Annotated in this window: 24 protein-coding genes; 14 read left to right on the top strand and 10 right to left on the bottom strand. The window is 71.9% G+C overall.

The features are described 5' to 3' along the window. Positions 1–3: 3 nt before the first annotated feature. Both VMS22_25325 and mtnA read right to left on the bottom strand, forming a co-directional pair. Complete coding sequence (locus VMS22_25325; protein ID HXJ37364.1) at positions 4–507, bottom strand: hypothetical protein; 504 nt, start codon at positions 505–507, stop codon at positions 4–6. Then, positions 504–1,586 (bottom strand): S-methyl-5-thioribose-1-phosphate isomerase, encoded by a 1,083-nt coding sequence (gene mtnA / locus VMS22_25320; GenBank protein HXJ37363.1) that lies wholly within the window; start codon positions 1,584–1,586, stop codon positions 504–506. The genes VMS22_25325 and mtnA overlap by 4 nt, the downstream gene beginning before the upstream one ends. A gap of 100 nt (positions 1,587–1,686) precedes the next feature. On the opposite strand from mtnA, the gene VMS22_25315 reads away from it, so the two are divergent. The 3 genes from VMS22_25315 to VMS22_25305 are packed head-to-tail and all read left to right on the top strand — an operon-like array spanning position 1,687 to position 4,606. Beyond that, positions 1,687–2,130 (top strand): SRPBCC family protein, encoded by a 444-nt coding sequence (locus tag VMS22_25315; GenBank protein HXJ37362.1) that lies wholly within the window; start codon positions 1,687–1,689, stop codon positions 2,128–2,130. Positions 2,131–2,150: 20 nt separating this feature from the next. Further along, positions 2,151–3,392, top strand: a complete 1,242-nt coding sequence (locus tag VMS22_25310; GenBank protein ID HXJ37361.1) for a CoA transferase — start codon at positions 2,151–2,153, stop codon at positions 3,390–3,392. Further along, positions 3,392–4,606 (top strand): CoA transferase, encoded by a 1,215-nt coding sequence (locus VMS22_25305; protein HXJ37360.1) that lies wholly within the window; start codon positions 3,392–3,394, stop codon positions 4,604–4,606. Before VMS22_25310 ends, VMS22_25305 begins: the two co-directional genes overlap by 1 nt. On the opposite strand, the gene VMS22_25300 is transcribed toward VMS22_25305, so the two are convergent. Together VMS22_25300 and VMS22_25295 are read right to left on the bottom strand one after the other, a co-directional pair. Continuing rightward, positions 4,555–6,414, bottom strand: coding sequence for an asparagine synthase-related protein (locus VMS22_25300; protein ID HXJ37359.1), 1,860 nt, complete (start codon positions 6,412–6,414; stop codon positions 4,555–4,557). The two genes, VMS22_25305 and VMS22_25300, sit on opposite strands and share 52 nt — an antisense overlap. Positions 6,415–6,416: 2 nt before the next feature. Next, positions 6,417–8,360 carry a heparinase II/III family protein gene (locus VMS22_25295; GenBank protein HXJ37358.1) on the bottom strand — a complete coding sequence of 648 codons (1,944 nt, stop codon included), beginning with the start codon at positions 8,358–8,360 and terminating at the stop codon, positions 6,417–6,419. A 105-nt stretch (positions 8,361–8,465) separates the two neighbouring features. Here VMS22_25295 and VMS22_25290 point away from each other — a divergent pair, with 105 nt between their 5' ends. Further along, complete coding sequence (locus tag VMS22_25290; GenBank protein HXJ37357.1) at positions 8,466–9,671, top strand: ABC transporter permease; 1,206 nt, start codon at positions 8,466–8,468, stop codon at positions 9,669–9,671. Here the strand turns inward: VMS22_25290 and VMS22_25285 are convergent. Further along, positions 9,662–11,602, bottom strand: a complete 1,941-nt coding sequence (locus VMS22_25285) for a RecQ family ATP-dependent DNA helicase (GenBank protein ID HXJ37356.1) — start codon at positions 11,600–11,602, stop codon at positions 9,662–9,664. The two genes, VMS22_25290 and VMS22_25285, sit on opposite strands and share 10 nt — an antisense overlap. Before the next feature lie 153 nt (positions 11,603–11,755). Then, a complete protein-coding gene (locus tag VMS22_25280; protein HXJ37355.1) occupies positions 11,756–12,064 on the bottom strand; it encodes a hypothetical protein in 309 nt (102 codons plus the stop codon). 106 nt (positions 12,065–12,170) lie between these two features. Here VMS22_25280 and epsC point away from each other — a divergent pair, with 106 nt between their 5' ends. The 3 genes from epsC to VMS22_25265 are packed head-to-tail and all read left to right on the top strand — an operon-like array spanning position 12,171 to position 14,927. Further along, positions 12,171–13,055: a serine O-acetyltransferase EpsC gene (gene epsC / locus VMS22_25275; protein ID HXJ37354.1), complete on the top strand. Its 885-nt coding sequence runs from the start codon at positions 12,171–12,173 to the stop codon at positions 13,053–13,055. An 11-nt stretch (positions 13,056–13,066) separates the two neighbouring features. Then, entirely contained in the window at positions 13,067–14,314 is a 1,248-nt protein-coding gene (locus VMS22_25270; protein ID HXJ37353.1) for a sulfotransferase, read from the top strand. Positions 14,315–14,327: 13 nt separating this feature from the next. Continuing rightward, on the top strand, positions 14,328–14,927 hold the full coding sequence (locus tag VMS22_25265) for a glutathione S-transferase family protein (protein HXJ37352.1): 600 nt from the start codon (positions 14,328–14,330) through the stop codon (positions 14,925–14,927). A gap of 334 nt (positions 14,928–15,261) precedes the next feature. On the opposite strand, the gene VMS22_25260 is transcribed toward VMS22_25265, so the two are convergent. Both VMS22_25260 and VMS22_25255 read right to left on the bottom strand, forming a co-directional pair. Continuing rightward, a complete protein-coding gene (locus VMS22_25260) occupies positions 15,262–16,131 on the bottom strand; it encodes an NAD(P)-dependent oxidoreductase (protein ID HXJ37351.1) in 870 nt (289 codons plus the stop codon). A gap of 3 nt (positions 16,132–16,134) precedes the next feature. Beyond that, entirely contained in the window at positions 16,135–16,548 is a 414-nt protein-coding gene (locus tag VMS22_25255; GenBank protein ID HXJ37350.1) for a hypothetical protein, read from the bottom strand. Positions 16,549–16,635: 87 nt separating this feature from the next. Between VMS22_25255 and VMS22_25250 the strand changes: the two genes are divergently transcribed. The 6 genes from VMS22_25250 (at position 16,636) to VMS22_25225 (ending at position 22,690) form a co-directional block, all read left to right on the top strand. Further along, on the top strand, positions 16,636–17,088 hold the full coding sequence (locus VMS22_25250) for a MarR family transcriptional regulator (protein HXJ37349.1): 453 nt from the start codon (positions 16,636–16,638) through the stop codon (positions 17,086–17,088). 16 nt (positions 17,089–17,104) lie between these two features. Next, complete coding sequence (leuC, locus tag VMS22_25245; GenBank protein HXJ37348.1) at positions 17,105–18,535, top strand: 3-isopropylmalate dehydratase large subunit; 1,431 nt, start codon at positions 17,105–17,107, stop codon at positions 18,533–18,535. A 1-nt stretch (position 18,536) separates the two neighbouring features. Beyond that, positions 18,537–19,151: a 3-isopropylmalate dehydratase small subunit gene (gene leuD / locus VMS22_25240; GenBank protein HXJ37347.1), complete on the top strand. Its 615-nt coding sequence runs from the start codon at positions 18,537–18,539 to the stop codon at positions 19,149–19,151. Beyond that, entirely contained in the window at positions 19,142–20,956 is a 1,815-nt protein-coding gene (locus tag VMS22_25235; GenBank protein HXJ37346.1) for an ATP-binding protein, read from the top strand. The genes leuD and VMS22_25235 overlap by 10 nt, the downstream gene beginning before the upstream one ends. Positions 20,957–21,079: 123 nt before the next feature. Next, positions 21,080–21,706 (top strand): DUF47 family protein, encoded by a 627-nt coding sequence (locus VMS22_25230; protein HXJ37345.1) that lies wholly within the window; start codon positions 21,080–21,082, stop codon positions 21,704–21,706. A gap of 3 nt (positions 21,707–21,709) precedes the next feature. Beyond that, positions 21,710–22,690 (top strand): inorganic phosphate transporter, encoded by a 981-nt coding sequence (locus VMS22_25225; GenBank protein ID HXJ37344.1) that lies wholly within the window; start codon positions 21,710–21,712, stop codon positions 22,688–22,690. Positions 22,691–22,711: 21 nt separating this feature from the next. On the opposite strand, the gene VMS22_25220 is transcribed toward VMS22_25225, so the two are convergent. Both VMS22_25220 and VMS22_25215 read right to left on the bottom strand, forming a co-directional pair. Next, on the bottom strand, positions 22,712–24,166 hold the full coding sequence (locus VMS22_25220) for an aldehyde dehydrogenase (protein ID HXJ37343.1): 1,455 nt from the start codon (positions 24,164–24,166) through the stop codon (positions 22,712–22,714). A 33-nt stretch (positions 24,167–24,199) separates the two neighbouring features. Further along, positions 24,200–24,706, bottom strand: coding sequence for a DUF1648 domain-containing protein (locus tag VMS22_25215; GenBank protein ID HXJ37342.1), 507 nt, complete (start codon positions 24,704–24,706; stop codon positions 24,200–24,202). 76 nt (positions 24,707–24,782) lie between these two features. Here VMS22_25215 and VMS22_25210 point away from each other — a divergent pair, with 76 nt between their 5' ends. Next, the gene (locus VMS22_25210; GenBank protein HXJ37341.1) at positions 24,783–26,087 is read left to right on the top strand and encodes an acyl-CoA dehydrogenase family protein; all 1,305 of its coding nucleotides are present in this window, start codon (positions 24,783–24,785) and stop codon (positions 26,085–26,087) included. Positions 26,088–26,100 lie beyond the last annotated feature (13 nt).

Raw genomic sequence — 26,100 nt, 5'->3', positions numbered from 1 at the left:
TCCCTAGCGCGCCGCCCGGCTGCGGACGACGGCGAGGAAGGCGGAGAGCGCGAGACGCTCGGTCGTCCTCGAACGTGCGAACGTGCCCTCCCGGCTCCGCTCGACGTCGTACACGCCCTGCTCGAAACCGACCGGGCTCGTGAAGCCGCGGGCGCTCGTGTCGTGGAGGAAGAGGACGTACTCGCTCCCTTCCCGATAGCGGGGCAGACCGGGGATCCGCAGGAGCGTTCCGTCCGCGAGCGGCGTGGCGACGCCGACCTGCTTGAACGTGATCGTCCCCGCCGCCTGCCCCTTCAGGCACTCGCTCACCGCCACCGAGACCCACGTCGCCGGCAGGCCGCTCTCGTCGCGTCCGGAGACGACGCTCGTCACGGTGCCGTGGACGATCTGGCCCGATCGCTCGACGACGCGGTCGAGCGTCATCGGGACGACGTCCATCGCCGCCGCCCTCACGGCCACGAGGAACCCGAGCAGGACGGCGGTCGTTCGACTGCGCGTCGGCGTCACCGGCGTCGGTGCCGGCGCGCGCTCGGGCGTCGCTCGGCGGTCGCGGGCTCGTCGCGTCCGAGGCGTGCCAGGCTCCGGCGGTACGGCGGTCGCGCGACACCGAGCTCGGTGATGATTCCCCCCACCAGGTCGGCGGGCGTCACGTCGAAGGCCGGGTTCGCGACCCGCACGCCGCTCGGAGCGAGCTGGCGGTCGCCCATGTGCGTCACCTCGCGCGGCGACCGCTCCTCGATCGGGATGTGCGCGCCCGCCGGGCAGTGCCAGTCGATGGTCGACGTCGGCGCCGCGACGTAGAACGGGATGCCGTGCCGTGCGGCGACGACGGCATGCGCATACGTCCCGATCTTGTTGGCGACGTCGCCGTTGGCGGCGATCCGATCCGCGCCGACGACCACGCAGTCGACGAGCCCGCGCTGCATCATGTGCGCGGCCATGCCGTCGGTGATGAGCGTCACCGGAATGCGATCGCGGCGCAGCTCCCACGCGGTCAAGCGCGCGCCCTGCAGGAACGGCCGCGTCTCGCACGCGATCACCTGGATCTGCTTGCCCGCCTCCTGCGCGGCGCGGATGACGCCGAGCGCGGTCCCATACCCGGCCGTCGCGAGCGCCCCGGCGTTGCAGTGCGTGAGCACGGTGGCGCGCTCGGGCACCAGGTCGGCGCCGTGCTTGCCCATGCGACGGTTCGCCGCGATGTCCTCGTCGTGGACGGCGATCGCCTCCCGCTCGAGCAGGGATCGCAACGCCTCCAGCGACCGGCCGCGGTTGGCCGCGTAGACGGCGCGCATCCGCTCGATGGCCCAGAACAGGTTCACGGCCGTCGGACGGGTGGCGGCGAACGTCTTGCAGAGGCGCTCGAACGTGGCGTCGAGGTTCCGCCCGCGCGCGCTCCGCATCCCGAGCGCGAGACCCATGGCCGCCGCGACGCCGATCGCCGGCGCGCCGCGAATCACCATGTCCTTGATCGCCTGCGCGACCTCGCGATAGTCGCGATAGACTCGGTAGACTTCGCGCGTCGGGAGCAGCCGCTGGTCGATCATGACCACCGTCCCGTTGCGCCACTCGATCGTTCGAACGGCCATCGGGCGGAGTGTAGCCGAATCACCCCGCCCGCGACAGGCGGGATTCCCGCGTCCCCGCATGCGCTTGACGGGTCCGCATGGCAGCCGTTATGGGGCACGCGTGACCAGCGAGGTCCGTCAGTCCTATTCGACCAACGTGGCGGGAACCGTCGATGGGTGCTTCGCGGTGCTGAGCGACTTCGACACCTACCCGAAGTGGTCGTCGCCGATCAAAAAGGCCCGCGTGCTCGACCGCTATCCCGACGGCCTCGCGCGCCGCGTCGAGTTCACGCTCGACATGCGGATCAAGACGATCCGCTACGTCCTCGAGTACAGCTACGATCGCCCGCACGGCGCGACCTGGCACCTCGTCGAGGGCGACGTGAAAGACGTCCAGGGCTCCTACCAGTTCGACGAGACGCCGACGGGTGTGAGGGCCACCTGCTCGCAGTTGGTGGATCTCGGGTTCTGGGTTCCCGGCTTCATCCGCAGCCTCGCCGAGGCGAAGGCGCTGCGTGACTCGGTCGAAGAGTTCAAGCGCGCCGTCGAATCGCGCGCGGCCTGACGGCGCGAGCCTCGGCGCACGTGCTCGGCCCGTACCGGGTCCTCGACCTGACCGACCATCGCGGTCTCTTGTGCGGGCAGATGCTCGCCGACCTCGGCGCCGACGTGATCCAGGTGGAGCCGCCGGGGGGGTCGCCGGCCCGCCGCGTCGGCCCGTTCGCCGGCGACGTCCGCGATCCCGAGCGGTCGCTCTTCTGGTGGTCGTACGCGCGCGGCAAGCGCGGCGTCACGCTCGACCTCGCGTCGCCGCGCGGCCGCGACCTCTTCCGGCGGCTCGCGGCCCGCGCCGACTTCGTGATCGAGTCGGGACGTCCGGGCGATCTCGCCAGACTCGGGCTCACGCACCACGCGCTCGCGGCGGCGAACCCGCGCGTCGTGACGGTTTCGATCTCCGCCTTCGGGCAGGATGGCCCCAAAGCGTCGTGGGCCGAGAGCGACATCGTGCTGCTCGCGGCCGGCGGGCCGCTCTTCCTGCAGGGCGACGACGACCGCGCCCCGGTCCGCCTGCCGGTGCCGCAGGCGTACCTCCACGCTTCGGCCGAGGCCGCGGTCGCGGCGCTGGTCGCCCACCACGAGCGGGAGCGCAGCGGCCGCGGGCAGCACGTCGACGTCTCGGCACAGCAGGCGATCGCGCTCGCGACCCAGTCGTACATCCTGTGCGAGGCCGTGGGCGCGCCCCAGGTCCGGCGCAGCGCCGGCGGCCTCAAGCACGGATCGCTGACGCTCCGAATGCTGTTTCCCGCCAAGGACGGATTCGTCGCGGTGACGTTCCTGTTCGGGTCGGCGATCGGCCAGTTCTCGCGCCGCCTCATGCATTGGATCCACGCCGAAGGCGGATGCGACCTCGCGACGCGCGACAAGGACTGGCTCGCGTACACCGAGCTGCTCGTCTCGGGTCGCGAGCCGCTCGCCGAGTTCGAACGCGTGAAGGAGATCATCGCCGAGTTCACGCGCGGACGCACGAAAGCAGAGCTGCTGGCCGCGGCGGTCGAGCGCGACCTGCTGATCGCGCCGGTCGCCACCATCGACGAGCTGGTTGCGAGCGAGCAGCTCCGCGCGCGCAACTACTGGCGGACGATCCCGCATCCCGAGGTCGGCCGCGAGGTCCGCTATCCGGGTCCGTTCGCAAGGTTCGGCCGCACGCCCATCGGCAGCACGCGACGCGCCCCGGCGGTCGGCGAGCACAATCCGGAGGTCTTCCAAGGCGAGCTCGGCCTCGACGAGCGGACCATGGCGCAGCTCGCGCGAGACGGCGTGATCTGATGGCGTCCACCGCCCTCGCCGGCGTGAAGGTGCTCGACTTCATGTGGGTCATGGCGGGACCCGCCGCGACCCGTGTCCTGGCCGACTACGGCGCCACGGTCGTGCGCGTCGAGTCGACGCGCCGGATCGACACCGCACGCACGCTGGCGCCGTATCGTGACGGCGTCCTCGGACCGGAGAACTCGGGCTGCTTCCAGAACCTCAATGCCGGCAAGCGGATGGTCACGCTCGATCCGACCCAGGACGCCGGCCGCGAGGTCGTGCTCGATCTCGTGCGCTGGGCCGACGTCGTCACCGAGTCGTTCGCGCCCGGCACGATGCGCCGCTGGGCCCTCGACTACGAGACGCTGCGCGCCGTGAAGCCCGACATCGTGATGCTCTCGACGTCGCTCATGGGCCAGACCGGGCCGCTCGCGACGTTCGCCGGCTACGGCAATCTCGCCGCCGCCATCTCGGGCTTCTCGAACCTCGGCGGCTGGCCCGATCGGCCGCCCGCCGGTCCGTTCAGCGCCTACACGGACTACGTTTCGCCGCGCTTCATCGCGGCGTCGATCCTGGCGGCGCTCGACCACCGGCGCCGCACCGGCGAAGGTCAGGCGATCGACCTCTCGCAAGCCGAGGCCTCGCTCCACTTCCTCGCGCCCGCGATCCTCGACTACACCGTCAACGGCCGCGTCGCGGGTCGCATCGGCAACCGCGACCCCGACCACGCTCCGCACGGCGTGTATCCGGCCGCCGGCACCGACCGCTGGGTTGCGATCGCGGTCACGACCGACGTCGAGTGGCGCGCGCTCTGCCACACCATGGATCGCGCAGACCTCGCCGCCGACGCCACGCTCGACGGCGCCGCCGGCCGGTGCGCGCAGGCCGATGCTCTCGACGAGGCCGTCGCCGCCTGGACGGCCTCGCGCGACGCACACGACCTGCAGGCGATGCTGCAGGCGCGCGGCGTACCGGCCCATGTCGTCCAGGACAGCCACGATCTCCTGCACGATCCGCAGCTCCTGCACCGGCGACACGTCGTCCAGCTCCGGCACCCGACGCACGGCACGAGCCCGGTCGAAGGCTCGCGCTTCGTGCTCTCGCGCACCCCGGCCGAGATCGGCGGCAGCGTGCCGACCTTCGGGCGCGACAACGAGGACGTGCTGTGCTCGATCCTCGGCTACGACGACGACCGCATCACCGCGCTCGTCGCCGCCGGCGCGCTCGAATAGCCGACGGCGAGATCCGGCTGCTCGAGCCAGCGGCTGACCAGCATCAGGCGCCAGAGCACGCCGCCGTCGTCGAGCCCCGCGTCGTGCTCGGCGCGCAGCCGCGCGACCGCCGCCGGATCGAAGAGTCCGAGACGCGCGACCCGCTCGGATGCCAGGACCTCGCCGGCGAACGCGGCGAGTGCCCCCCTCCGCCCTGGCGGCGGCGTGGGCGCAAGCGGTATGTGCACCGCGCGCCGGACCTCGCGCACGAGCGCGTCGCCGATGGCGCCCAGGAGCAGCGGGGTACGCCGGCGCAGCGACGCGCGCACGCGCGGCGGGATCGCCGCGGCGATCTGCGCCACGCGCGGATCGACGAAGGGCAGCCGCACGTCGACGCCCATCGGGGTGGCGGCGTCGAACATCGCCCCGATGCGCGGCACGCCGAGCACGAGACGGACGTAGTAGAGCGTGTCGCCGGCATCCGTCGCACCCGCCGAGACGGCCTCGGAGACGATCGGGACGAGCGCGCGCGCCGCCGGCGCGAGCGCCGTCGCGGCGCGCAGCTCCGGTCCGTAGAGGGCGTAGCGCCGTGCCGCCCCAGCGAGGGACTCGACGTCCGCATAGACGTCGAGCGGCGCGCTTCCCGCCGCCTGCGTCGTCCAGGCGAGGCGGCGCGGCCGGCCGCTCGCGCCGACGATGTCGAGCGCCTCGCGGACGAGCCCCGGGAGCGCGCGGTAGCGCTCGCAGGCGAGCCACGCGCGCTCGGCGGGGCCGCCGCCGAGGACCTCCTCCACACCGGCGCCCGCCATGAGCACGCGGGCCTGCGACGCGAGCGCCCCGACCGCCGGACCGAGGAGCACCGACTCGACCGCGCCGTCGGGCCCACCCTGCGTCGCGAGCATGACGTCGACGGCGCGTTCCCAGTCGACGTCGGGGTGGAGCACGTCGTGCGCGAGGTGCGCGCGCTGGGCGAGCGCGCGGGCGCGCCGGGCGTCGGCTTCGTCGTTGCCGGCCATGGTGATCGCACAGGCAGGCTCGCGACCGAGTCCGCTCGCGAGCGCGAGCAGCGTGCCCGCGCCGAGTCCGCCGGAGAGAAGGAGCCCCGTGACGACGCCCGCGGTGCGCTGCCGGACCGCCTCGTCGAGCTGCTCGCGGGCACGTCGGGCCGCATCGCGCGAGACGACCTGGCGGGCGCTGCGCGCCTCGGGAAAGCGGAGCTGCCAGTAGCGGTGTGCGCGATGGCGGCCGCTCTCCCACACGAGCAGCTCGCCCGGACGGAGCTGGCGGATCCCCGGGTAGAGCGTCGCCGGCGCCGGCACGGCGCCGAACGCGAACACGAGATCCACCATCGACAGGTCCGGCCCTCCGGCAACGCCGGGCAGGACGGCGAGCGGCGCCAGCGCGGAGGCAGCCGCGCACCGCGACCGCTCGGCCAGGTAGTAGAGCGGCCGCAGCCCGAGCTGGTCGCGCGCGAGCAGGAGCCGCTGCCGCCGTCCGTCCCACAGGGCGAGCGCGAACCCACCGCGCAGCGCGCCGACCGCGTTGTCGCCCCGCCCCTCGTAGAGCCGCAGCATGATGGCGGCGTCGTCGCGGGGCGCGTGCGCCGCCGCCGCGAGTCCGAGCACGTCCTCGAGCTCGCGACGGTTCGAGAGCGCGCCTGCGAACACCGCCGAGATGAGCCCGTCGGCCGACGTCGCGCGCGCGACCGCCGGGCCCGGGCCGCGCACGTCGCCGAGAACGATCGGAACCCCGCCTGCCGTCGAGCCCGTCCAGGCCTCGGGCGGCGCCTCGGCCTCGGGCCAACCGACGAGCGCGAGCAGCGCGCCCATCGTCAGGCGGGTCGGACGAGAAGCCCGACCTCGTCCTGCACGGCCGTGATCTCGTAGACCGTGGCGCCGAGTCGTACACCCGCGCGCAGCTCGAAGGCGTCGCTCTCCACCGCGATCTCGCCGGTTGCGCCCTCTTCGCCCGGCACGAGCGCGTAGGCGATCGTGAGCGGCAGCGACCCGTTCACGCGGAGCACGACGGCGGGGGCAGGCGCCCACACGCCCGGGGCGGTCGCGTACCATCCCTGCGTGTCGGGCTTGGTCGCTCCGCCGACCAGGCCGACGCTGCGCACGCCGGTGACGAGGACCGAGACCGCCGACGCCCCGGAGCGCGCGATCGTGACCACCGGCTTCCCCGCGCACGCCGCGCGCACCGTGACGTCGGGATGGAAGTGGACGAGCGTCTCGCCGGCAAAGGTCCCGCGGCCCGTGATCTCGTCACACACGAACCAGAAGCGACCCGGGAGGCAGAACACCCGACGCCGGTATTGGATGTCGGCGCCGAGGCCCGCGAAGCCTTTGGCCGTCCCGAGGAAGTACTGCACGCCCTCGCGTACGGTGAAGCGGCCTTCGATCTCGCCCTCCGGCTCGCCGCTGAGGCGCGCCGGCACGAGCACGTTGCGGGCACGTCGCGTGCGCGCGTGCCCGGGGACCGCCCCATCCTCTTCCAGCGTCACGCGCGAGCCGACGACGAGCGGCAGCCCGCCGACGGCGAGCTCGTAGCCGAAGACCGCCGATCCGTCCGAGCACGGGTGTGCGCCGCCGTCGAGGACCATCATGTCCCCGGGCCCGCCGGCCAGCACGTAATAGCCCGTGCGCCGCACCGCGCGCGCTTCGGGAACGATCTCGCCCGAACGGGTGAACCCGGCGTACGTCCGGCGGCCGCTCTCGCCGAGCAGCAGGAGTGGCCAGATGCCCGGCAGCTCCGGCGCCTGCGCGAAAGCCGGATCGTGCAGCACGACCGCCGCCGTCGCGAGGAGCTCCGCCACGGGCCAGGTGCCGTCGACGGGCGTCGGCCCGAACTCGGGAAGGAGGCCACCCGGCTGGACGATGCGCGCGAGGGCGTCGGTCATGCCTTTCACGTGCTTGCGACCCCAGACCGGGATGTCGTCGTTGTCGGCGCGCAGGATGGCGAGGACGCCCAGGTACTCGGCGAGGACGAATGCCTGCCAGCCCGGCGAGCGACTCTCCTGCGCACCGTCGTCGCGTCCCTGATCGCGCAGGCGGCCCCAGAGGAGCACCGTCGCGGCTTCGATCCAGCTCCGCGCCTCCATGCCGTCGAAGAACCGGCCGGCGAGCAGCAGCGCCTGGCCGGCGGCGACGAGCCACGGGCCGGGCGCGTGCTTCGCGGTCGCCGCCACTAGCGCGCCCGCCTGGTCGTAGAGGCTCACCAGCAGCTCGCGCCGCGTCTCGACGTCGCCGCGAAGCTCGGTCGCAAAGAGCGCGCTCATGAGGAGGTGGTTGCGGAGCCGTCGCGCGAGCGGCGGGACAGTCCAGGCGACGGGGTGTCCCGCCGGCACCTGGCGCATCCAGTCGCGCACCAATCCCTTCGCGAGGTCGTACCAGGCGCGGCGCTCGGCCGGGTCGGCCGCGGTCGCGCCGGCGACGGCGATCGCGAGCAGCTCGTCGTGCGCGTTGAGGGCCTGCTGCCACGCCGGGCTCGTGCCGCGCGGGAACCAATCCACCTGCTTCCCGAACCGGACGCTCCGGCCGAGGTGCGTGACGGTTCCCTTGCGGACCGCCGCGGCCTCGGCGACGAACGCCGCGGCGGCGTCCCGCTGCGCGGGGCCCAACGAGGCCACCCCCGGAAACACCGGTTGTCCGAAGCGGACCCGCGGCTCGGGTCGTCGGACCCAGCCACGCGCGGTGAGCGCCGAGCGCAACCGGCCCGGCAACGTCGTCGCCCCGGACTTGTCGCGCCGCGCGCCCTCGATGCTCGCGAGCTCCACCACCTCACCTCCCCTGACGACCTCGGTTGTAGCGCACCTTCGGCGCCGCGTCGACTCTTTGCGGCATGTTGCAGCGCGGACACCCGTCGACTAAGCGAGCCGCGAATGGACGGCCTGCGGGCAGCGTTGCGCGAGCTCGGCCGGCGTCGCCTGCGCACCACGCTCACCTGCGCCGGGATCGCGATCGGCGTGACCGCGCTCGTGCTCCTGGGCGCGCTCAGCGAGAAGATGGATCGCCTCGTCCGTGGCGGCCGCGACTTCGCGACCGGTCAGATCACGGTGAGCGGCGCCGGAAGCGGGGGCGCGACCGGCGGCCTCACGCGCGGAGGGCTCGTGTCGGCCGATCAGCTCGCCGCCCTGCAGGCGGTTCCGGGCGTGGAAGCCGTCGCGCCCATCGTGATGTTCCCGGTCGGCGACGGACCGCCGCCACTGCCCTTCACCTTAGCGCCGCTCGTGTTCGGGATCGACGTCGAGCGGCTGTGGATGAACCGCTCGACCGGGCCGCCGCGCGTCGCCGCCGGCCGGCTCGTTCCGCGCCCCGGCGCCGACGAGGTCGTGATCGGCAGTCAGGTCGCACGCAGCACGGGGCTCGCGGTCGGCGGGACGCTGACCGTCCGCGGACGGGCTTTCGACGTCATCGGGGTGCTCGAGCCCACCTTCACGGGCCCGGACAGCTTCGTGTTCATGCCCTTCCCGATCGCCGAGCAGCTCCTGGTCGAGAGCGAGCCCCTGCTCCGTCGGCTGGCGCTGGTGCCCGGCTCGAAGGTGCTGCCGGTCGCGACCGCGGCGGCCGCCTTCTGGAAGGACGGAGAGGACCCCGAAGCCGTGGCCGCGCGGGTGCGGGAGCAGGTGTCGGGCGTGTCGGTCCTCTCGCCGGCCGACGCGCGTCTGCAGGTCGACCGGGCGCTCGTCTTCCTGCGGGCCCTAGTGCTGGGGAGCGCGATCGTCGCGCTCGTCGTCGCCGCGCTCGCGGTTGCCAACACCATGGTGACCGCGGTCGTCGAGCGACGCCGCGAGATCGGGCTCCGGCGCGTCGTCGGCGCGACGCGCGGGCAGGTCGTGCGCGCGCTCGTGCTCGAAGCGACGGCGATCGGTGCTGCGGGCGGCCTCCTCGGCGCCGGCACGGGCATGGTCGTCGCGAGCGCGCTCAACGCCGTGACGGAGCGGCTGGGCGCGCCGATCTTCCTGCTCACCGTGCGCCTGCTCGCGGGTGCGATCGTGCTCCCCGCTGCGCTGGCCGCTCTCGCCGGGCTCTGGCCGGCCCGCCGTGCCGTGCGGCTCGCGCCGACGGACGCGCTTCGCTACGTCTGAGCGGGTGTGGCCGCGGCGGCCGGATGCTGGCCGTGGCCGCGGCGACGGCGGCGGCGACGGCGCCGGCGACCGCCCCCGGGGTGATGACCGGGCTGCTGCCCGGGTATCGGCGGCGGTACGTCGCTGCCGGCGAGGGGTGGCAGGCCGGGTGCTCCGAGCTCGGCCGCTAGCTCGTCCGCGTCGGCGCCGAGCGGCTCGAGGACCATCAGGGGCGGCGCCACCGGCTTCGCCACCTGCGGCTGGGCAGCACCGTCTCCGGCACCGCGGCGACCGCGCCGGCGCCGGCGGCGCCGGCGTGGGTCCGGGAAGTCGTGGTGCGATTCGGGCCGGCGTCCCTGCGCGGCGAGCGGCTGCTCCGGCGAACCCGACGGCTGCCCCCCAACCGGCGCCGGATGACGGTCGCCGCCGCGACCCCGGCGCCGGCGGCGCCGGCCGCGACCGGGCTCGGCGAGACCGTTCGCGCGGCAAAGATCGCAGCGACCGCACGGACGCGGATCGACGTCGCCGAAGTAGCGCCGCAACATCTGGCTGCGGCAGCCCGTCTCGTTGGCGTACTCGCTGATCGCGCGCAGGCGCCGATCGTCTTCACGGCGCAGCACCTCGAAGCGCGAGCGCAGGCTCTCGACCCGCTCGACGAGCGTGTCGAGCTCGCCGAGGGCCCGCACGCGATCGCCCACGCGCTCGGCGATGCCGGCCTCGACCAGCGCCGTCACGATGGAGGTGGCGGCACGCTGCGAGATGCCGGCCGAGAGCGCGAGCTCCTCGATGTTGGCGTCGCGGTCCTCGCCGGCGTAGGCGGCGATCGCGCGCCCGAACTTCCCGAGCAGGGCCGGCGAGAGACGCGAGAGCGCGAGCAGGTGCTCCTGGATCGCGAGGTCGCTCTCGTCGAAGAGGAGGATGCAGCGGGCCTGATGCCCGTCGCGTCCGGCGCGGCCGGCCTCCTGCAGGTAGCGCTCGAGCGACGCCGGCGCCTGGTAGTGCACGATGTAGCGGATGTCCGGCTTGTCGATCCCGAGGCCGAAGGCGCTCGTCGCGACCATGACGATGCGCTTGCCCTTGTGCATGAACCGCGCCTGGTGCTCGGTGCGGTCCTTGTCGGTCATCTTGCCGTGGTAGCGGGCGGTGGGGATCTTGATCAGGCGGAGCCCGAGCCACACGTCCTCGACCGCTTTGGTCGTCGAGCAATAGATGATGCCCGGACGCGGCAGGCGGCGCGCGAGCTTCGCGAGCTGGCGCAGCTTCTCGTCGCCGCGCACGTGCCGCACCTCGAAGACCAGGTTATGGCGATGGGGCGAGGCGACGATGACCTCGGGGTCGCGCAGGCCGAGGTAGCGGATGATGTCGTCGCGGACCGGCTGCGTGGCCGTCGCAGTCAGCGCCAGCACGTGGCCGGCCTGGAGCTTCGCGACGCGCTGGCCCAGCGCCAGGTAGGCGGGGCGGAAGTCGTGGCCCCACTCCGAGATGCAGTGCGCCTCGTCGACGGCGACGAGGCCCGGCGGGTTCTGCTCGAGCAGGCTCCCGAGCTCGTTGCCGGCGAGCGTCTCGGGCGTGGTGAGGACGAGCAGCGAACCGCCGTCCTTCAGGCGCGCCAGCGCTTCGCGCCGCTCGGTCACGCCGACCGTGCTGTCGAGACGGATGGCCGGGATGCCGTACTCGACGAGCTTCTGGTGTTGATCCTCCAGCAGCGCGAGCAGCGGCGAGACGACGACCGTCGGGCGGGGCAACAGGACGGACGGGAGCTGGTAGCAGAGGGACTTCCCGCCGCCGGTCGGCAGGATGAGGAGGGTGTCCCTGCCCCCGAGCACCGAGAGGATCGCGCGCTCCTGCTCGCGATGCAGGCGCGAGAGGCCGAAGCGCTCGCGCGCGACGCGGCGCACCTCGTCGATCATCTCGTGCGGCTGCACGATCTCGGCTTCGGGACTTTGGAGCATCACCTCACGTCCGGGCGGCGAGTGCACTGCGAGCTTCGAGCACACCGCGCGCGTCGGGCCGGTATGGCGCCACCCGAGGGGGCAGCGAGAAACAGCCCAGACGGACGGTGCTTAGCTTATCGACCTGACCAAATCCACCCCGGGCTCAAGGGGTCAGAGCAGGAGCAGCTGGGCCGCCATGGCGGCCATCGACACCACCGCCGCAAGCACCCCGATGGTGACCTTGCCGGCGGTCGAGGCGGCCTTCTCGTTCTCGGTCGGCGGTTCCACTGGACCGATGCCCTGCTCCTGCGAGGGCGCCACGCCCTGGACCACCTGGCCGCTCGCGGCAGGGCCGATGGGAGCGACCTGCTGCTCCCCGGGCGGCGTCAGCGGGACGATCGCCTGCTCGGTCGCGCGCGCACGCTCGCCGAACAGGATCGGCGCACCGGCCAGCAGCAGCACGACGAGCATCGCTCGCACGTCCCGAGCGTAGACCAAGTCCGTCGGGCTTGCGAGCCCTATTTGCCCGGGGTACGGGCAGCGGCTAGCTAGCACGCCGCCCCGACGGTCAGGGAGGAGTCCGCAGATGAGCGCACAGCACCCGAGCGAGCTCGAGGACGTCATCACCGAGGTCGCGGCGAGCTACGGCGGGGGCCGGCTGATCGACAGCCTCGGCACCGCGACCCTGCCGAGCAAGCGCCAGGTGATCGAGGCCCTGACGCACCTGAAGGCCGCCATGTACCTGGGCTACTACGCCACCGGCTCGCTCGACGAGAGCAAGCTGCGCTTCACGGTGGCCTCGCACCTCTATCCCGCCTACGAGATCCTGGTCGAGCAGATCCGGCGCGCCGTGAGCTACGTCGGCTTCCGGACGGCGGGCGAGCCGCGGGCGGCCGAGTGGCCCAAGGCGGTGACGGTCGAGCTCCTCCGCGACATCCCGACCATCCGGACGCGGCTCTCGAAGGACGTGCTGGCGGCCTTCCAGGGCGACCCGGCCGCGAACAGCGTCGAGGAGATCATCTTCAGCTATCCCTCAATCGAGGCGATCACCGTGCACCGCATCGCGCACGAGCTGCACACGCGCGGCGTGCCGATGCTGCCGCGCATCATGGCCGAGCACGCACATTCCCTGTCCGGCATCGACATCCATCCGGGCGCGAAGATCGGCGATTCGTTCTTCATCGACCACGGCACCGGCGTCGTCATCGGCGAGACCTGCGTCATCGGCGCGAACGTGAAGATCTATCAGGGCGTCACGCTGGGCGCGCTCAGCGTGGAGCGCGGTCCCGCGGGGCGCGGCAAGCAGCGCCACCCGACCATCGAGGACAACGTCACGATCTACGCCGGCGCCACCATCCTCGGCGGGCAGACGGTGATCGGCGCCGGCTCGGTGATCGGCGGCAACGTCTGGCTGGTCGAGTCGGTGCCGCCCGGCAGCCACATCACGTTCGAGGACGGACCACGGCGCTGAGCGCAGAACCGGTGCTCGCCCCTCCGCAGAAGCCGCTCGGGCTCCGCGTCGTCAACGCGGCCGGCGGGGCGCTCCGCGCCCTCGGCCTGCCGCTCGTCCGCCTCGACGAGGCGTCACTGCTCGCCGAGGCATCGCGCCGCGCCGGCCTCGACGATTTCGGCGACGACGCCTTCCGCGATCCGCTGCAGCGGCTCCTCGCGTCGCTCGAGACCGAGGCCAACCTGACGCTCATCGGTCGCATCGCCGCGCGCAAGGACATCGTCCGACTGCTCGAGAACCGGCTGCACATGCAGGACGAGCACCGCCGCCATCCGGAGATCGCGACGGGAGCCGTGACCGCCCCGCTCTTCATCCTGGGGCTCCCCCGCACCGGCACATCGATCCTGCACGAGCTCATGGCCCAGGACCCGTCGAATCGCGTGCCGATGACGTGGGAGGTGATGCACCCGTGGCCGCCGCCGGACGCCGTCACCTTCGACACCGACCCGCGCATCGCCGCCGTCGAGCGCCACTTCGCGGGGGTCGACCGCGTCCTGCCCGACTTCAAGAAGATGCACCCCATGGGCGCGCTCCTGCCCCAGGAGTGCGTCGCACTCACGGCGCACGACTTCGCGACGCTCATCAACCACACGACCCATCGCGTTCCGAGCTACCAGGCCTGGCTCGAGTCGACCGATCTCGTCTGGGTGTACCGGTCGCATCGGCGCCAGCTCCAGTACCTGCAGTGGAAGGCACCGGCGACCCGCTGGGCGCTGAAGTCGCCCGGGCACCTGTGGGCGCTCGACGCGCTCATCACGGTATATCCCGACGCGCGCATCGTGCAGACGCACCGCGATCCCCTGAAGGTTGCCGCATCGCTCGCAAGCCTCGTCACGGTTCTGCGGAGCCTCGCTTCCGACGCGATCGATCCGCGCGAGATCGCCGACGACTGGACGCGGCGCCTGGCGCGCGGTCTCGAGCACACGATGCGCGTGCGCACTGAGCGCCCGCTCCCGGCCTCGCAGGTGTACGACGTGCATTTCGCCGAGTTCATGCGCGACCAGATCGGCATGGTGCGGCAGATCTACGCGCACTTCGACATGACGCTCTCGGACGAGGCCGAGGCGCGCATGCGCCGTTTTCTCGCCCAGAACCCGGCCGAGAAGCACGGCCGCCACACCTACACGCTCGGGGCGGCCGGGCTCGACGTCGAGGCCGAGCGGCGGCGCTACGCCAACTACCAGCAGCACTTCGGCATCGCGTCCGAGGCACAGGCATGAAAGGAGTCGACACATGATCACCGTCTATGGCGTTCCCCGCTCCCGCACGATGCGCTCGCTCTGGATGCTCGAGGAGCTGGGCGTGCCCTACGAGAACGTGAAGACGAACTTCGCGACCGGAGACACGCGCAAGCCCGACTACCTGAAGGTCAACCCGAACGGGCACGTTCCGGCCCTGCGGGACGGCGACACGGTTCTCTTCGAGTCGCTCGCGATCAACCTCTACCTCGCCCGCAAATACGACAAGGGTCTGTGGCCGAAGAGCGTCGAGGACGAGGGACGGACCTTCCAGTGGAGCGTGTGGGCCATGACCGAGCTCGAGGAGCCGGTCCTCACCACGCTGCTCCATCGCATGTTCTTCCCCGCCGCGCAGCGCGACCCCGCCAAGGCCGACGACGCAGCCGAGCGCGCGAGGAAGCCACTCGGCGTCCTCGAAGGTGCGCTCGCCGGACGCGAGTACCTGCTCGGCGGCGGTTTCGGCGTCGCCGATCTCAACGTCGCGTCGGTCCTTTCCTGGGCGCCGCTCGCCGGCATCGATCTCGCGCCCTTCCCGGCCGTCCAGGCGTGGCTCACGCGCTGCACCAGCCGCCCGGCGTTCCAGCGCGTCCAGTAGACTTCGAGCCAGGACTACGTCCTGGCTCGAGTTGGGACGCGAGGTTTGTCACGTTGGTGGTACGCGCGACCGGCATGCCGCGGCCAGCCAAGCTGGCGCGGCAGCGCCGGCACGCGCGACGTGGCGAGCCGAGGCGGGGACGAAGCCGAAGGGCCAGCGGCAAGGTACTCGCCAGCGTCGTTCGATGACGCGGAGCGGTCCGGCCCTTCTCGAACCGTGGCCCCCGGCGCGTAACTGTGCTGCCGCGCCGGCTTCGCCGGCCGCGGCATACCGGTCGCGCGTGCCACGGACGCCACACCCTCGCGCCCGAGCCAAGACGTAGTCTTGGCTCGGACTAGAATATTTCGGCGAGGCTTTCGGCGACCGGGCGCACGCGCAGCCCGAGTCGCCGGAGGTCGTCGTCGACCGGCACCTGCCGCAAGCCCTTCAAGCCGAGCAGGCTCTCGCTGCGCAGCGGGGTCGGCACGCCCAGGCGCTCCAGGCTCCTGACCCCGAGGAGTGCCGGCCCGAACGGGAGCGGTACGAACACGCAGCGCACGCCCATCCGCTCGGCCGCCATGCGCAGGACGTCGCGGAACGCGCGCGGCGCCGGCTCGGCGACGTTGACGGCGCCGGTGACCCGGCGCTCGATGCCGAGGGCGATCGCCTCGCAGACGTCGTCGACGTGCACCGTCTGGAGCGGCTGACGCCCGCCGCCGAACAGCGGCACGACGTGCACCTTCTGCATGAGATCGCGCATGAGGCCGAAGATACCGCCCCCACCCCGCGCGAGGATGGTGCCGGGACGCACGACCAGGTCGCGCGCCGGATCGAGCAGCGTCTCGGCGACGTGCTTGGTGCGACCGTACTGGTTCGGCGCATCGGCCGCGGCGGCGACGCTCGACACGAATACGACGCGGCCCACGCCCGCGCGGCGGGCGGCGTCGACGAGGCGCCGCGTCCCCTCGACGTTGGCGCGCTCGGCGCGCGCCGGGTCGGTCTCGCGGGTCGCCCAGGCCGCGTGCACGAGCGCGTCGGCGCCGGCGAGCAGTTGGTCGTCGACGGCATCGGGAAGCTCCAGCCGTCCGGTGCGGATTGCCGGTGGGAGGGATGCCGCCTCGGGGCGTCGCACGAGTGCGCGCACCTCCCAGCCCCGCGCGCTGAGCGTGCGGCAGAGGTGGCCGCCCAGGAATCCCGACGCTCCGGTGACGACGACGGCGGGCACGAGTCAGGCCCGCTTCCGCGCGACGGCCCGCAGCAGCACCGCACCGGCGATCGCCTCCACGACCGCCCGGACGCCCGCGGCCCCGACCTTGAGCATGAGCGCCACCGGACCCACCTGTCGGGGCAGGAACTCGTCGGCGTGCTCCGGCGTCGTCTCGAGGATGGCCGCCATGACGAGGATCTTGCTGCGCAGCGCCCCGCCGGGACGAGAGAGACCCGACGCCCCGTCGAGCATGCCGACGCTCCACGGGTGGGCCTGCGCGAAGGCCAGCGCCGCGGCGTCCTCGGGCGCGAGCGGCTCCGTGAAGAGAGTCCGGTTCGCGGCGACGTAGCGCTCGACGACCGCCGGCTCTGGCTCGCGTCCCACGAGATAGCGCCCGAACAACCGGGCTTCGGCGGCGAGCACGTCGGGCTCCACGCGGGACGTTTCGCACGATCGCGCGGGGCCCGCAACGCGACGGAGGCCCTTGCACACATAGTTAACCCATGTTAACTATCGGTCCGGATGCCCGCCACGCCGCCCATCACCGACGTGCACGACGCGATCGCCAGGCTGCAGCGCCTGACGGACCTGTTCCGCGAGCGTCGCGCCCAGCTCGCGGAGGACGCGGGTCTCACCGAGCAGCAGTGGGAGGTGCTCGAGCGCATCGCGACCGAGCGCTTCATGCCGTCGCTGTTCGCCCGTCATCGCGAATCGAGCGCGGCGGCCGTCTCGCGCCTGATCCGCCAGCTGATCGAGAAGAAGCTCGTCTCGGTGTCGGTGTCGCCGAACGACGGGCGGCAGCGGCAGTACGTCCTCACCGCCAAGGGGCGCCGCACGCTCTCCGCGCTGGGCGCGAACCGCGCGGCCGCGATCGAGGCGATCTGGACGACGCTCGATCGCGAGGCGCTCGCCACCTTCACGCGGGTGAGCGACGAGCTCATCCGCCGCATCGAGACGTACGCCGAGCGCACGTAGCACGCCAGGAGGAAGCATGGGACAGACGCTCTACGAGAAGGTCTTCGACGCGCACGCGGTCCGGCGCCTGCCGTCCGGTCAGTACCAGCTCCTGATGGGGCTGCACCTGATCCACGAGGTCACCTCGCCGCAGGCGTTCTCCATGCTCCGCGAGCGCGGCCTGCGAGTCCTCTACCCGCAGCGGACCTTCGCGACCGTCGATCACATCATCCCGACCCACAGCCAGGCCCGTCCGCTCGCCGACCCCATGGCCGAGGAGATGCTCCAGCACCTCGAGCGCAACTGCGCCGACTTCGGCATCCAGTTCTTCGCGCCGTCGTCGGGCTCGCAGGGCATCGTGCACGTGATCGGACCCGAGCTGGGCCTCACGCAGCCGGGCATGACGATCTGCTGCGGCGACTCCCACACGTCCACGCACGGCGCCTTCGGTGCGATCGCGTTCGGCATCGGCACGTCGCAGGTCCGCGACGTGCTCGCCACCCAATGCCTGGCGATGGAGAAGCTGAAGGTTCGCCGCATCGAGGTGAGCGGCCGGCTGCGGCCGGGCGTGTACGCGAAGGACGTGATCCTCTCCATCATCGCCAAGCTCGGCGCGCACGGTGGCGTCGGGTATGCGTACGAGTACGCCGGCGAGGTGTTCGACCGCTTCTCGATGGAGGAGCGGATGACGGTCTGCAACATGTCGATCGAGGGCGGCGCGCGCTGCGGGTACGTGAACCCCGACCGCTCGACGTACGAGTATCTGAAGGGCCGCCGGTTCGCGCCGTCGGGCGCGGCCTGGGAGCGTGCCGTCGCCGCGTGGGATCAGGTCCGCTCGGATCCCGACGCGCGTTACGACGACGTCGTACGGCTGCGCGGCGCGGACATCGAGCCGGTCGTCACCTGGGGCATCACCCCGGCGCAGTCGACGCCCGTGGGCGCGCCCCTCCCCGACCGCAGCCGCTACCCCGAGGAGGAGCGCGATCTCGTCGACGAGGCCTACCGCTACATGCAGCTCCGCCCCGGTGCGCCCGTGCGGGGCGCCAAGATCGACGTCGCCTTCATCGGCTCGTGCACGAACGGGCGCCTCTCGGACTTCGAAGAGGTCGTGCGCCACATCCAGGGTCGCAGCTTCAAGGTGGCGCCGCACGTGAAGGCGCTCATCGTCCCGGGCTCGCAGGCCGTCCGCCAGGAGCTCGTGCGGCGCGGCTACGACCAGATCTTCCGCGACGCGGGGTTCGAGTTCCGCGAGGCCGGCTGCTCGATGTGCCTCGCCATGAATCCCGACAAGCTCGAGGGCACGCAGCTCTGCGCGTCGTCGTCGAACCGCAACTTCAAGGGCCGGCAGGGCTCGCCGACGGGACGCACGCTTCTCATGTCGCCCGTCATGGTGGCAGCGGCGGCCATCGCCGGCGAGGTGACCGACGCGCGCGAGCTGTTCGAAGCCACCCTGGGAGGCACGAATTGACATGAGCCACGCCAAGCGCACGATCATCGAGGCACCTGCCATCGCGCTCCGGGGCCACGACATCGACACCGACCGCATCATTCCCGCGCGGTTCTTGAAGTGCGTCGTCTTCGAGGGGCTCGGCGAGCACGTCTTCGAAGACGACCGCCGCCAGGAGCGCGGCCGGCCCGGGCCGCACCCGTTCGACGATCCGCGCTACGCCGAGGCGCGCATCCTGCTCGTCGGGCGGAACTTCGGCTGCGGCTCGTCGCGCGAGCATGCGCCGCAGGCCATCATGCGATGGGGCCGCGGCATCCAGGCGATCGTCGGCGAGTCGTTCGCGGAGATCTTCTTCGGCAACTGCGTCGCCAACGGCATCCCCTGCGTCACGGCCGACGAGCGGGCCATGGCCGCGCTCATGGAGCGGGCCGAACTCGAGCCCGGAATGCCCTTTCAGCTCGACCTGGCGTCCATGCGCATCGTCGCCGGCAACCTCGTGTTCCCGGTCGTCATGCCCGGCGGCGCCCGCTCGCAGCTCATGGAGGGACGCTGGGACACGACGGGCGAGCTGCTCGAGGGCAAGGACGCGACGGCCGCGGTCGCAGCGAAGCTGCCCTACTTCCGGGGGTGGGTCTGACGTCCGTGCGGGCCGTCGCCAGCCATCCGGCGCGGCTCACGCTCCGCTTCCTCCTGCCGGTCTTGGCGGCGATCGTGGGATCGCTCCTCACCGCCGTCCCGTGGCTCGTCGTCACGCTCGAGCGCGACCAGGTCACGACGCTGGTCACGCGACTCGAAGGCGACGCACACGTCGCGGCGGCCGTCCTGCCGTGGACGCGCGGCACGGCGCTCGATCGCGCCTGCGCCGAGCTCGCGGGGCGCCTCGACGCGCGCATCACGGTCGTCGCGCCCGACGGCGTCGTGCTCGGCGAGTCTTCGCAGCCGTCCGAGAAGCTCGTGAACCACGCCGATCGTCCGGAGATCCAGGCGGCGCTGCGCGACGGTCAGGGGCACTCGGTGCGCCGCAGCGAGACGATCGGACGGCGCCTCCTCTATGCGGCCTGGCTCCAGGAGCGGGGCGACGAGCGGCGCGTCGTCCGGATCGCCGTGCCGATCAGCTCGATCACGGAGCACCTGCTCGGGCTGCGCGGCCCCGTCTTCACCGGGCTCGCCGTCGCGGCCGGGCTCGGCTTCCTCGTAGCCTGGCTCCTCTCGGGCGCGATGCTCCGCCGCATCCAGCGGCTCGTGCGCTTCGCGGCGGCCCTGGCGCACGGCACCCCGCCGCCTCCCCTCGGCCCCGAGCGCAACGACGAGCTCGGCCTGCTCGAGGCGCGGCTGGCCGAGATGGCGCGCGACGTGAACGCGACCCTCGTCAGCGTGCGCGTCGAGCGCGAGCGGCTGGAAGCCATCCTGCGCGGCATGGTCGAAGGCGTGCTCGTGACCGATCTCGACGGCCGCCTCGTCCTCCTGAACACGCGGGCGCGCGAGCTGCTGGACCTTCCCCGCGACCTCGATCCGGCGGGGCATCCGCTGGTCGAGTTGGTGCGCGATCCCGGGCTCGCCGAGCTGCCGCGCGAGCTCGCCGCGGGCGTGAGCGTCGTCTCGCGCGACGTCTCGCTCGGCGGCGGCAGCGGACCGGTCGTGCAGGTGAACGGCGCGCGCCTCACGGGCCAGGACGGGAAGCCGTTCGGCCTCGTGCTCGTGCTCCACGACGTCACCGAGCTGCGGCGCCTCGAGACCGTGCGCCGCGACTTCGTCGCCAACGTCTCCCACGAGCTGCGCACGCCGCTGACGGCGATCAAGGGCTACGCCGAAACGCTCCTCGGCGCCGCCGGCGACGATCGGGCGACGGCGCTGCGGTTCCTCGAGGTCGTCGACCGCCACTCCGAGCGGCTGGGCCGTCTCATCGACGATCTCCTGACGCTCTCCGACCTCGAGTTCGGGCGCACGCCATTTCGCCGTCGCCCGATCCCGGTCGGCCCGGCGATCGACGACGTGCTGCAGATCCTGGCCGAGCGTGCGGCGCAGCACGGCGTCACGATGACGTCGGACGTCGCCCCGGATCTGCCACTCGCGTTCGCCGACGGCGACCAGCTCCGCCAGGTCCTCATCAACCTCGTCGACAACGCGATCAAGTACTCGACCGAGGGCGGCCGCGTCGTCGTGAGCGCGCGGAGTGGCGACCTCGGCGGCGCACCCTCGGTGGTGCTGGCGGTCGCCGACACCGGCATCGGCATCCCGAGCCAGGATCTGCCCCGCCTGACCGAGCGCTTCTTCCGCGTCGACAAGGCACGCTCGCGGGAGCTCGGCGGGACGGGGCTCGGGCTCGCGATCGTGAAGCACATCGTGCAGGCGCACGGCGGGCGGCTCATCATCGAGAGCACGCTCGGCCAGGGCACGACAGTGCAGATCGTGCTGCCCGCCGCGACGTCCGACGGCCGCTAGACCTACCCGCTCGGGCTCGTGCAGTCGCAGCTCGGAGGTTCCCCATAGGGTTCCGAGCCGTCTGCCGTCAACGCGAGCGCTGGTTGCCTTCCCGGCGACGGCCGGGCTAGAAGCCGCCCCCGGATGCTTCGCCGTCTCCTGCCGCGCGAGGACGATTTCTTCGGCCTCTTCGAGCAGCATGCCGCGCTCACGGTCGAGGGAGCGAAGGAAATGCAGCGCCTCGTGCAGGGCGGCCAGAACACGCGTGTCCTCGCCGCACGCATCAAGGAGATCGAGCACGAGACCGACGTCATCACGCACGACTGCGTCGAACGCCTCCACAAGACGTTCATCACGCCGTTCGACCGCGACGACATCCACCGGCTGATCACCCGGATGGACGACGTGATGGACTATATCGAGTCCGCGGCCGTCGCGGTCATGCTCTACGAGCTCCAGGAGATGACCGTCCCCGCGCGCGAGCTGGCGGCCGTCCTCGTGCGATCGACCGAGGAGGTCGCCATCGCCGTCGCGGGCCTGAAGAACGTCAAGCAGTCGCAGACGATCCTCAAGGCCTGCATCGAGGTGAATCGCCTCGAGAACGAAGGCGACGAGATCCTGCGCAACGCGCTCGCCGGCCTCTTCCGCGAAGCGAAGGATCCCCTGCTGGTCCTCAAGTGGAAAGAGGTCTACGAGGCGCTCGAGAACGCGACCGATCGCTGCGAGGACGTCGCCAACATCATCGAGGGCGTCGTCCTCGAGCACGCCTGATCCATGACGCTCGTGGTCGCCACCGTCGTCCTGGTGGCGCTCGCGTTCGACTTCGTCAACGGCTTCCACGACGCCGCGAATTCGATCGCGACCGTCGTCTCGACCCGCGTCCTCGCGCCGCGCTACGCGGTGCTGTGGGCGGCGTTCTTCAACTTCGTCGCCTTCCTCATCTTCGAGACCCACGTCGCGAACACGATCGGCAAGGGGGTCGTCGATCCGAGCGTGATCGACACGCCCGTCGTCTTCGCCGCGCTCACCGGCGCCATCGCCTGGGATCTCATCACGTGGTGGTTCGGGATCCCGTCGAGCTCCTCACACGCTCTCATCGGTGGGCTCGCGGGTGCCGCGGTCGCAAAGTCCGGCGCGTCGGTCCTCGACACGGCGGGGCTCACGAAAATCGGCCTCTCGATCGTGCTCTCGCCGTTCATCGGGCTGGCGCTCGGGTTCTGGCTGATGGTCGCGGTGTTCTGGATCTTCCGGCGCTTCACGCCGGCGCGCGTTGACGCGTGGTTCCGACGCGGGCAGCTCGTCTCCGCGGCGCTCTACAGCCTCGGCCACGGCGGCAACGACGCGCAGAAGACGATGGGCATCATCACGGTGCTGCTGTTCGCGAACGGCTACCTCGGCCAGACGTTCCACGTCCCGCTGTGGGTCGTCCTAGCGTGCCACGCGGCGATGGGGCTGGGCACGCTCACGGGCGGCTGGCGGATCGTGCGGACGATGGGCCTCAGCATCACGAAGCTGAAGCCGGTGGGCGGCTTCTGCGCGGAGACGGGCGGAGCGATCACCCTCTTCCTGGCGACAGGGCTCGGCATTCCGGTGTCGACGACGCACACGATCACCGGTGCGATCGTCGGCGTCGGATCGGTGCTGAACGCGTCGGCCGTCCGGTGGGGCGTGGCGGGGCGGATCGTCTGGGCCTGGGTCCTCACCATCCCCTGCTCGGCGTTCATCGCCGCCCTCACCTGGGCGCTGTTCCACTAGCCGGTCGCGCGGAGTCCTTCGCTAGGAGCGAACCTCGTAGCCCATCGGCAGATTGATCTGCTTCGGCTCGAGATAAGCCTCCAGGCCTTCGGGGCCCAGCTCGCGACCGATGCCGGAGGATTTGAAGCCGCCGAACGGGGCGCAGAACTCCATGGCGAAGCCGTTGACGGTGTAGGTGCCGGTGCGAACGCGGCGTGCGACGTCGAGGCCGCGACCGACGTCGGCGGTCCACACGGAGCCGGAGAGGCCGTAGTCCGAATCGTTCGCGATGCGGACGGCGTCGGCCTCGTCGTCGCACGGGATCACCGCGAGGACGGGGCCGAAGATCTCCTCCTGCGCGATCTTCATGCGGTTGTCGACGTCGACGAAGACGGTGGGCTCGACGTACCAGCCCTTGGGAAGGCCCGCCGGGCGGCCGCCGCCGCACGCGACCTTCGCGCCTTCCTTGCGTCCGATCGCGATGTAGCCTTCGACGCGATCGCGCTGCCGAGCCGCGACGAGCGGGCCGCAGAGCGTCGTCGGATCCATGGGATCGCCGAGCTTCCACTCCTTCACGGCGGCGACGAGCGCGTCGGCCACCTCACGGTAGCGGCGGCGCGAGACCAGGATGCGCGTCTGTGCCACGCATGCCTGTCCGTTGTTCATGAGCGCACCGGGGAGCAGTCCCGCCATCGCGCTCGGCACGTCGGCGTCGTCGAGGAAGATGGCGGCCGACTTTCCCCCCAGCTCGAGCGTCACGCGCTTCAGCTGCTCGCCGCAGATGGATGCGATGCGGCGGCCGGCCGCCGTGCTGCCGGTGAAGGCGATCTTGTCGACCTTCGGATGGCGCACGAGGTGCTCGCCCACCTCGCGCCCGGCGGGCACGATGTTCACGACGCCAGGCGGGATCTCCGCGGCGCGGATCGCGTCGGCGAGCAGGATCGCGTCGAGCGGCGTCTCGGGGGCGGGCTTCAGCACCACCGTGGCTCCCGCCGCGAGCGCGGCGCCGAGCTTCAGGATCGTGACGAACAGCGGAACGTTCCACGGCACGATGCAGCCGGCGACGCCCACCGGCTCGCGGCGCACGAGGCACGGGCCGAGCATGCCGGCGCGCACCTGCTCGAACGGGTACTCGCGCGCCAGGCGCACGTAGTAGTCGAGCACCATGTTCGAGGCCATCACCTGGGCCATGTGCGAGAACGAGATGGGTGAGCCCATCTCCTGCGTGATCGTCATGGCGAGCTCGCCGGCGCGCTCCTGGAGACCGGCGAGCAGCCGGGCCATGGCGTCGGCGCGCTCGGACGGCGTCATGCGCGGCCAGGGTCCGCGATCGAACGCGTCGCGCGCGGCCACGACGGCGCGATCGATGTCGGCCTCGCGTCCCTCGGGAACCCGGCCGATGACTTCTTCGGTCGCCGGCGAGACGACGTCGATCGTGTTGGACGTGGCGGGAGCGACCCACTCGCCGCCGATGAAGAGCTGCTCGTGTACCTGCATGCGCGAACATATGCCGGGGCGCCCGCCCCGGGGTCAACGGCGCACGGGCTTAGGCAGGCGGAAGGCGGCGTAGAACGCGACCAGCCACCCGCCCATGAACGCCGCGTAGGCGCCCAACCCCACGACCAGCGGCATCGAGGTCATCTGCCCGCCGCCGTGGAGGTTCGCCCGCAGCGCGAGCTCCTCGGCGAGCGCCAGCACCAGTGCGGTCGCGACGCCGAGCCACGAGAGCCATTCGCCGATCCGCTCGACCGACGCCTCGCGCCGCTCGGGCGCGAGCCAGTAGTCCTTGTTCGGCAGGTTCACGAACCGCACCGGCACGCGGCGCAGGAACGCCGGCATGCCGACGAAGACGACGACCAGCAGCGCGAACATCGTCACGTTCGTGGTGACGAACGCGTCACGCGCCATCCAGCCGTTCGGCCGACCCGCGCCGTCGAAGTGCGACGCGACGCGTTCGGGTAGCGCGCTGCTCGCCAAATACGTGCGTCCGACCGAGCAGGCGGCGATCAGTACCAGCGCGACGTTGCCGAGCCCCATGCCTCCCCTCCTCCTTTACCCTCGTCCCGGAGCCTTGTATCGAAATCGGGCGCCGACGTCAGGGAGGTAGATGACCATGGCCTGGGATTTCGAAACCGAGCCGGAGTTCCAAGAGAAGCTCGACTGGATGGACACCTTCGTCCGCGAGGAGGTGGAGCCGCTCGACCTGGCCTTCCGCGAGCCCGGCGCCGCCTACGATCGTCGCAACCCGGTCTACAAGAAGATCACCGATCCGCTGAAGGCCGAGGTGAGGCGGCGCGGGCTCTGGGCCTGCCACCTCGGGCCCGACCTCGGCGGCCCCGGCTACGGCCAGGTGAAGCTCGCGCTCATGAACGAGATCCTCGGCCGCTCGAACTGGGCGCCGAACGTCTTCGGGTGCCAGGCGCCCGACTCCGGCAACGCCGAGATCCTCGCACACTACGGCACGCCCGAGCAGAAGAAGAAGTACCTCCAGCCGCTCCTCGACGGCGACATCGTCTCGTCGTTCTCGATGACCGAGCCGCAGGCCGGCGCCGACCCGAAGGAGTTCAAGTGCCGCGCCACGCGCGACGGCGACCAGTGGGTGCTCGACGGTGAGAAGTACTTCTCCTCGCATGCCGACCTGGCGTCGTTCCTGATCGTCATGGCCATCACCAATCCGGACGTGCCGGTGCATCAAGGCGCGAGCATGTTCCTCGTTCCGCGCGACACGCCCGGCCTCAAGTTCCTGCGCATGGCGGGGCTCGGCGGCGAGCCGCTGGGCCACGGGCACCATCCGCACCTGCGCTACGAGCACTGCCGCGTCCCGGCCGAGAACCTCCTCGGCGGCGAGGGGCAGGCCTTCACGATCGCGCAAACGCGCCTCGGCGGCGGCCGCATCCACCACGCCATGCGGACGGTGGCGATGGTGAAGCGCTCGCTCGCCATGATGTGCGAGCGCGCCCTCTCGCGCCGCACGCAGGGCGAGCTGCTGGCGCAGAAGCAGATGGTGCAGCAGTACGTCGCCGACTCCTTCATCCAGCTGGAGCAGTTCCGCCTCCTCGTCGTCTACACGGCGTGGCTGATCGACAAGGGCCGCAAGAAGGAGGCGCGCACGTACATCGCGGCCGTGAAGGTGGGGATGGCCGAGGTGCTGCACGACGTCGTGCGGCGCGCCCTCCACGTCCACGGCGCGCTCGGCTGCTCGAACGAGATGCCGCTCGCCGGCCTGTGGATGGCCGTGCCGGTGATGGGCATCGCCGACGGCCCGACCGAAGTGCACAAGGTGACGGTCGCGAAGGCGGTCCTCTCGCAGCACAAGGCATCGCCGGGCCTGTGGCCGACCGAGTTCCTCCCCGATCGCGTGGCGGCGGCGCGAGCCCGCTTCGCCGAATACCTCGAGCACGAGGCGGGCAACCAGTGAGCGCCGAGACCGA

Source organism: Candidatus Eisenbacteria bacterium (assembly GCA_035577985.1).
Classification (GTDB): domain Bacteria; phylum Desulfobacterota; class Binatia; order DP-6; family DP-6; genus DATJZY01.
This window is presented reverse-complemented; position numbering and strand designations above follow the sequence as displayed.

Bases quoted from the DNA above. Each gene is read 5' to 3' on its own strand.
- mtnA (HXJ37363.1), bottom strand. From the start codon at position 1,586: ATGGCCGTTCGAACGATCGAGTGGCGCAACGGGACGGTGGTCATGATC.
- VMS22_25305 (HXJ37360.1), top strand. From the start codon at position 3,392: ATGGCGTCCACCGCCCTCGCCGGCGTGAAGGTGCTCGACTTCATGTGG.
- VMS22_25300 (HXJ37359.1), bottom strand. From the start codon at position 6,414: ATGGGCGCGCTGCTCGCGCTCGTCGGTTGGCCCGAGGCCGAGGCGCCG.
- VMS22_25290 (HXJ37357.1), top strand. From the start codon at position 8,466: ATGGACGGCCTGCGGGCAGCGTTGCGCGAGCTCGGCCGGCGTCGCCTG.
- VMS22_25285 (HXJ37356.1), bottom strand. From the start codon at position 11,602: ATGCTCCAAAGTCCCGAAGCCGAGATCGTGCAGCCGCACGAGATGATC.
- epsC (HXJ37354.1), top strand. From the start codon at position 12,171: ATGAGCGCACAGCACCCGAGCGAGCTCGAGGACGTCATCACCGAGGTC.
- VMS22_25265 (HXJ37352.1), top strand. From the start codon at position 14,328: ATGATCACCGTCTATGGCGTTCCCCGCTCCCGCACGATGCGCTCGCTC.
- VMS22_25250 (HXJ37349.1), top strand. From the start codon at position 16,636: ATGCCCGCCACGCCGCCCATCACCGACGTGCACGACGCGATCGCCAGG.
- leuC (HXJ37348.1), top strand. From the start codon at position 17,105: ATGGGACAGACGCTCTACGAGAAGGTCTTCGACGCGCACGCGGTCCGG.
- leuD (HXJ37347.1), top strand. From the start codon at position 18,537: ATGAGCCACGCCAAGCGCACGATCATCGAGGCACCTGCCATCGCGCTC.
- VMS22_25230 (HXJ37345.1), top strand. From the start codon at position 21,080: ATGCTTCGCCGTCTCCTGCCGCGCGAGGACGATTTCTTCGGCCTCTTC.
- VMS22_25225 (HXJ37344.1), top strand. From the start codon at position 21,710: ATGACGCTCGTGGTCGCCACCGTCGTCCTGGTGGCGCTCGCGTTCGAC.
- VMS22_25220 (HXJ37343.1), bottom strand. From the start codon at position 24,166: ATGCAGGTACACGAGCAGCTCTTCATCGGCGGCGAGTGGGTCGCTCCC.
- VMS22_25215 (HXJ37342.1), bottom strand. From the start codon at position 24,706: ATGGGGCTCGGCAACGTCGCGCTGGTACTGATCGCCGCCTGCTCGGTC.
- VMS22_25210 (HXJ37341.1), top strand. From the start codon at position 24,783: ATGGCCTGGGATTTCGAAACCGAGCCGGAGTTCCAAGAGAAGCTCGAC.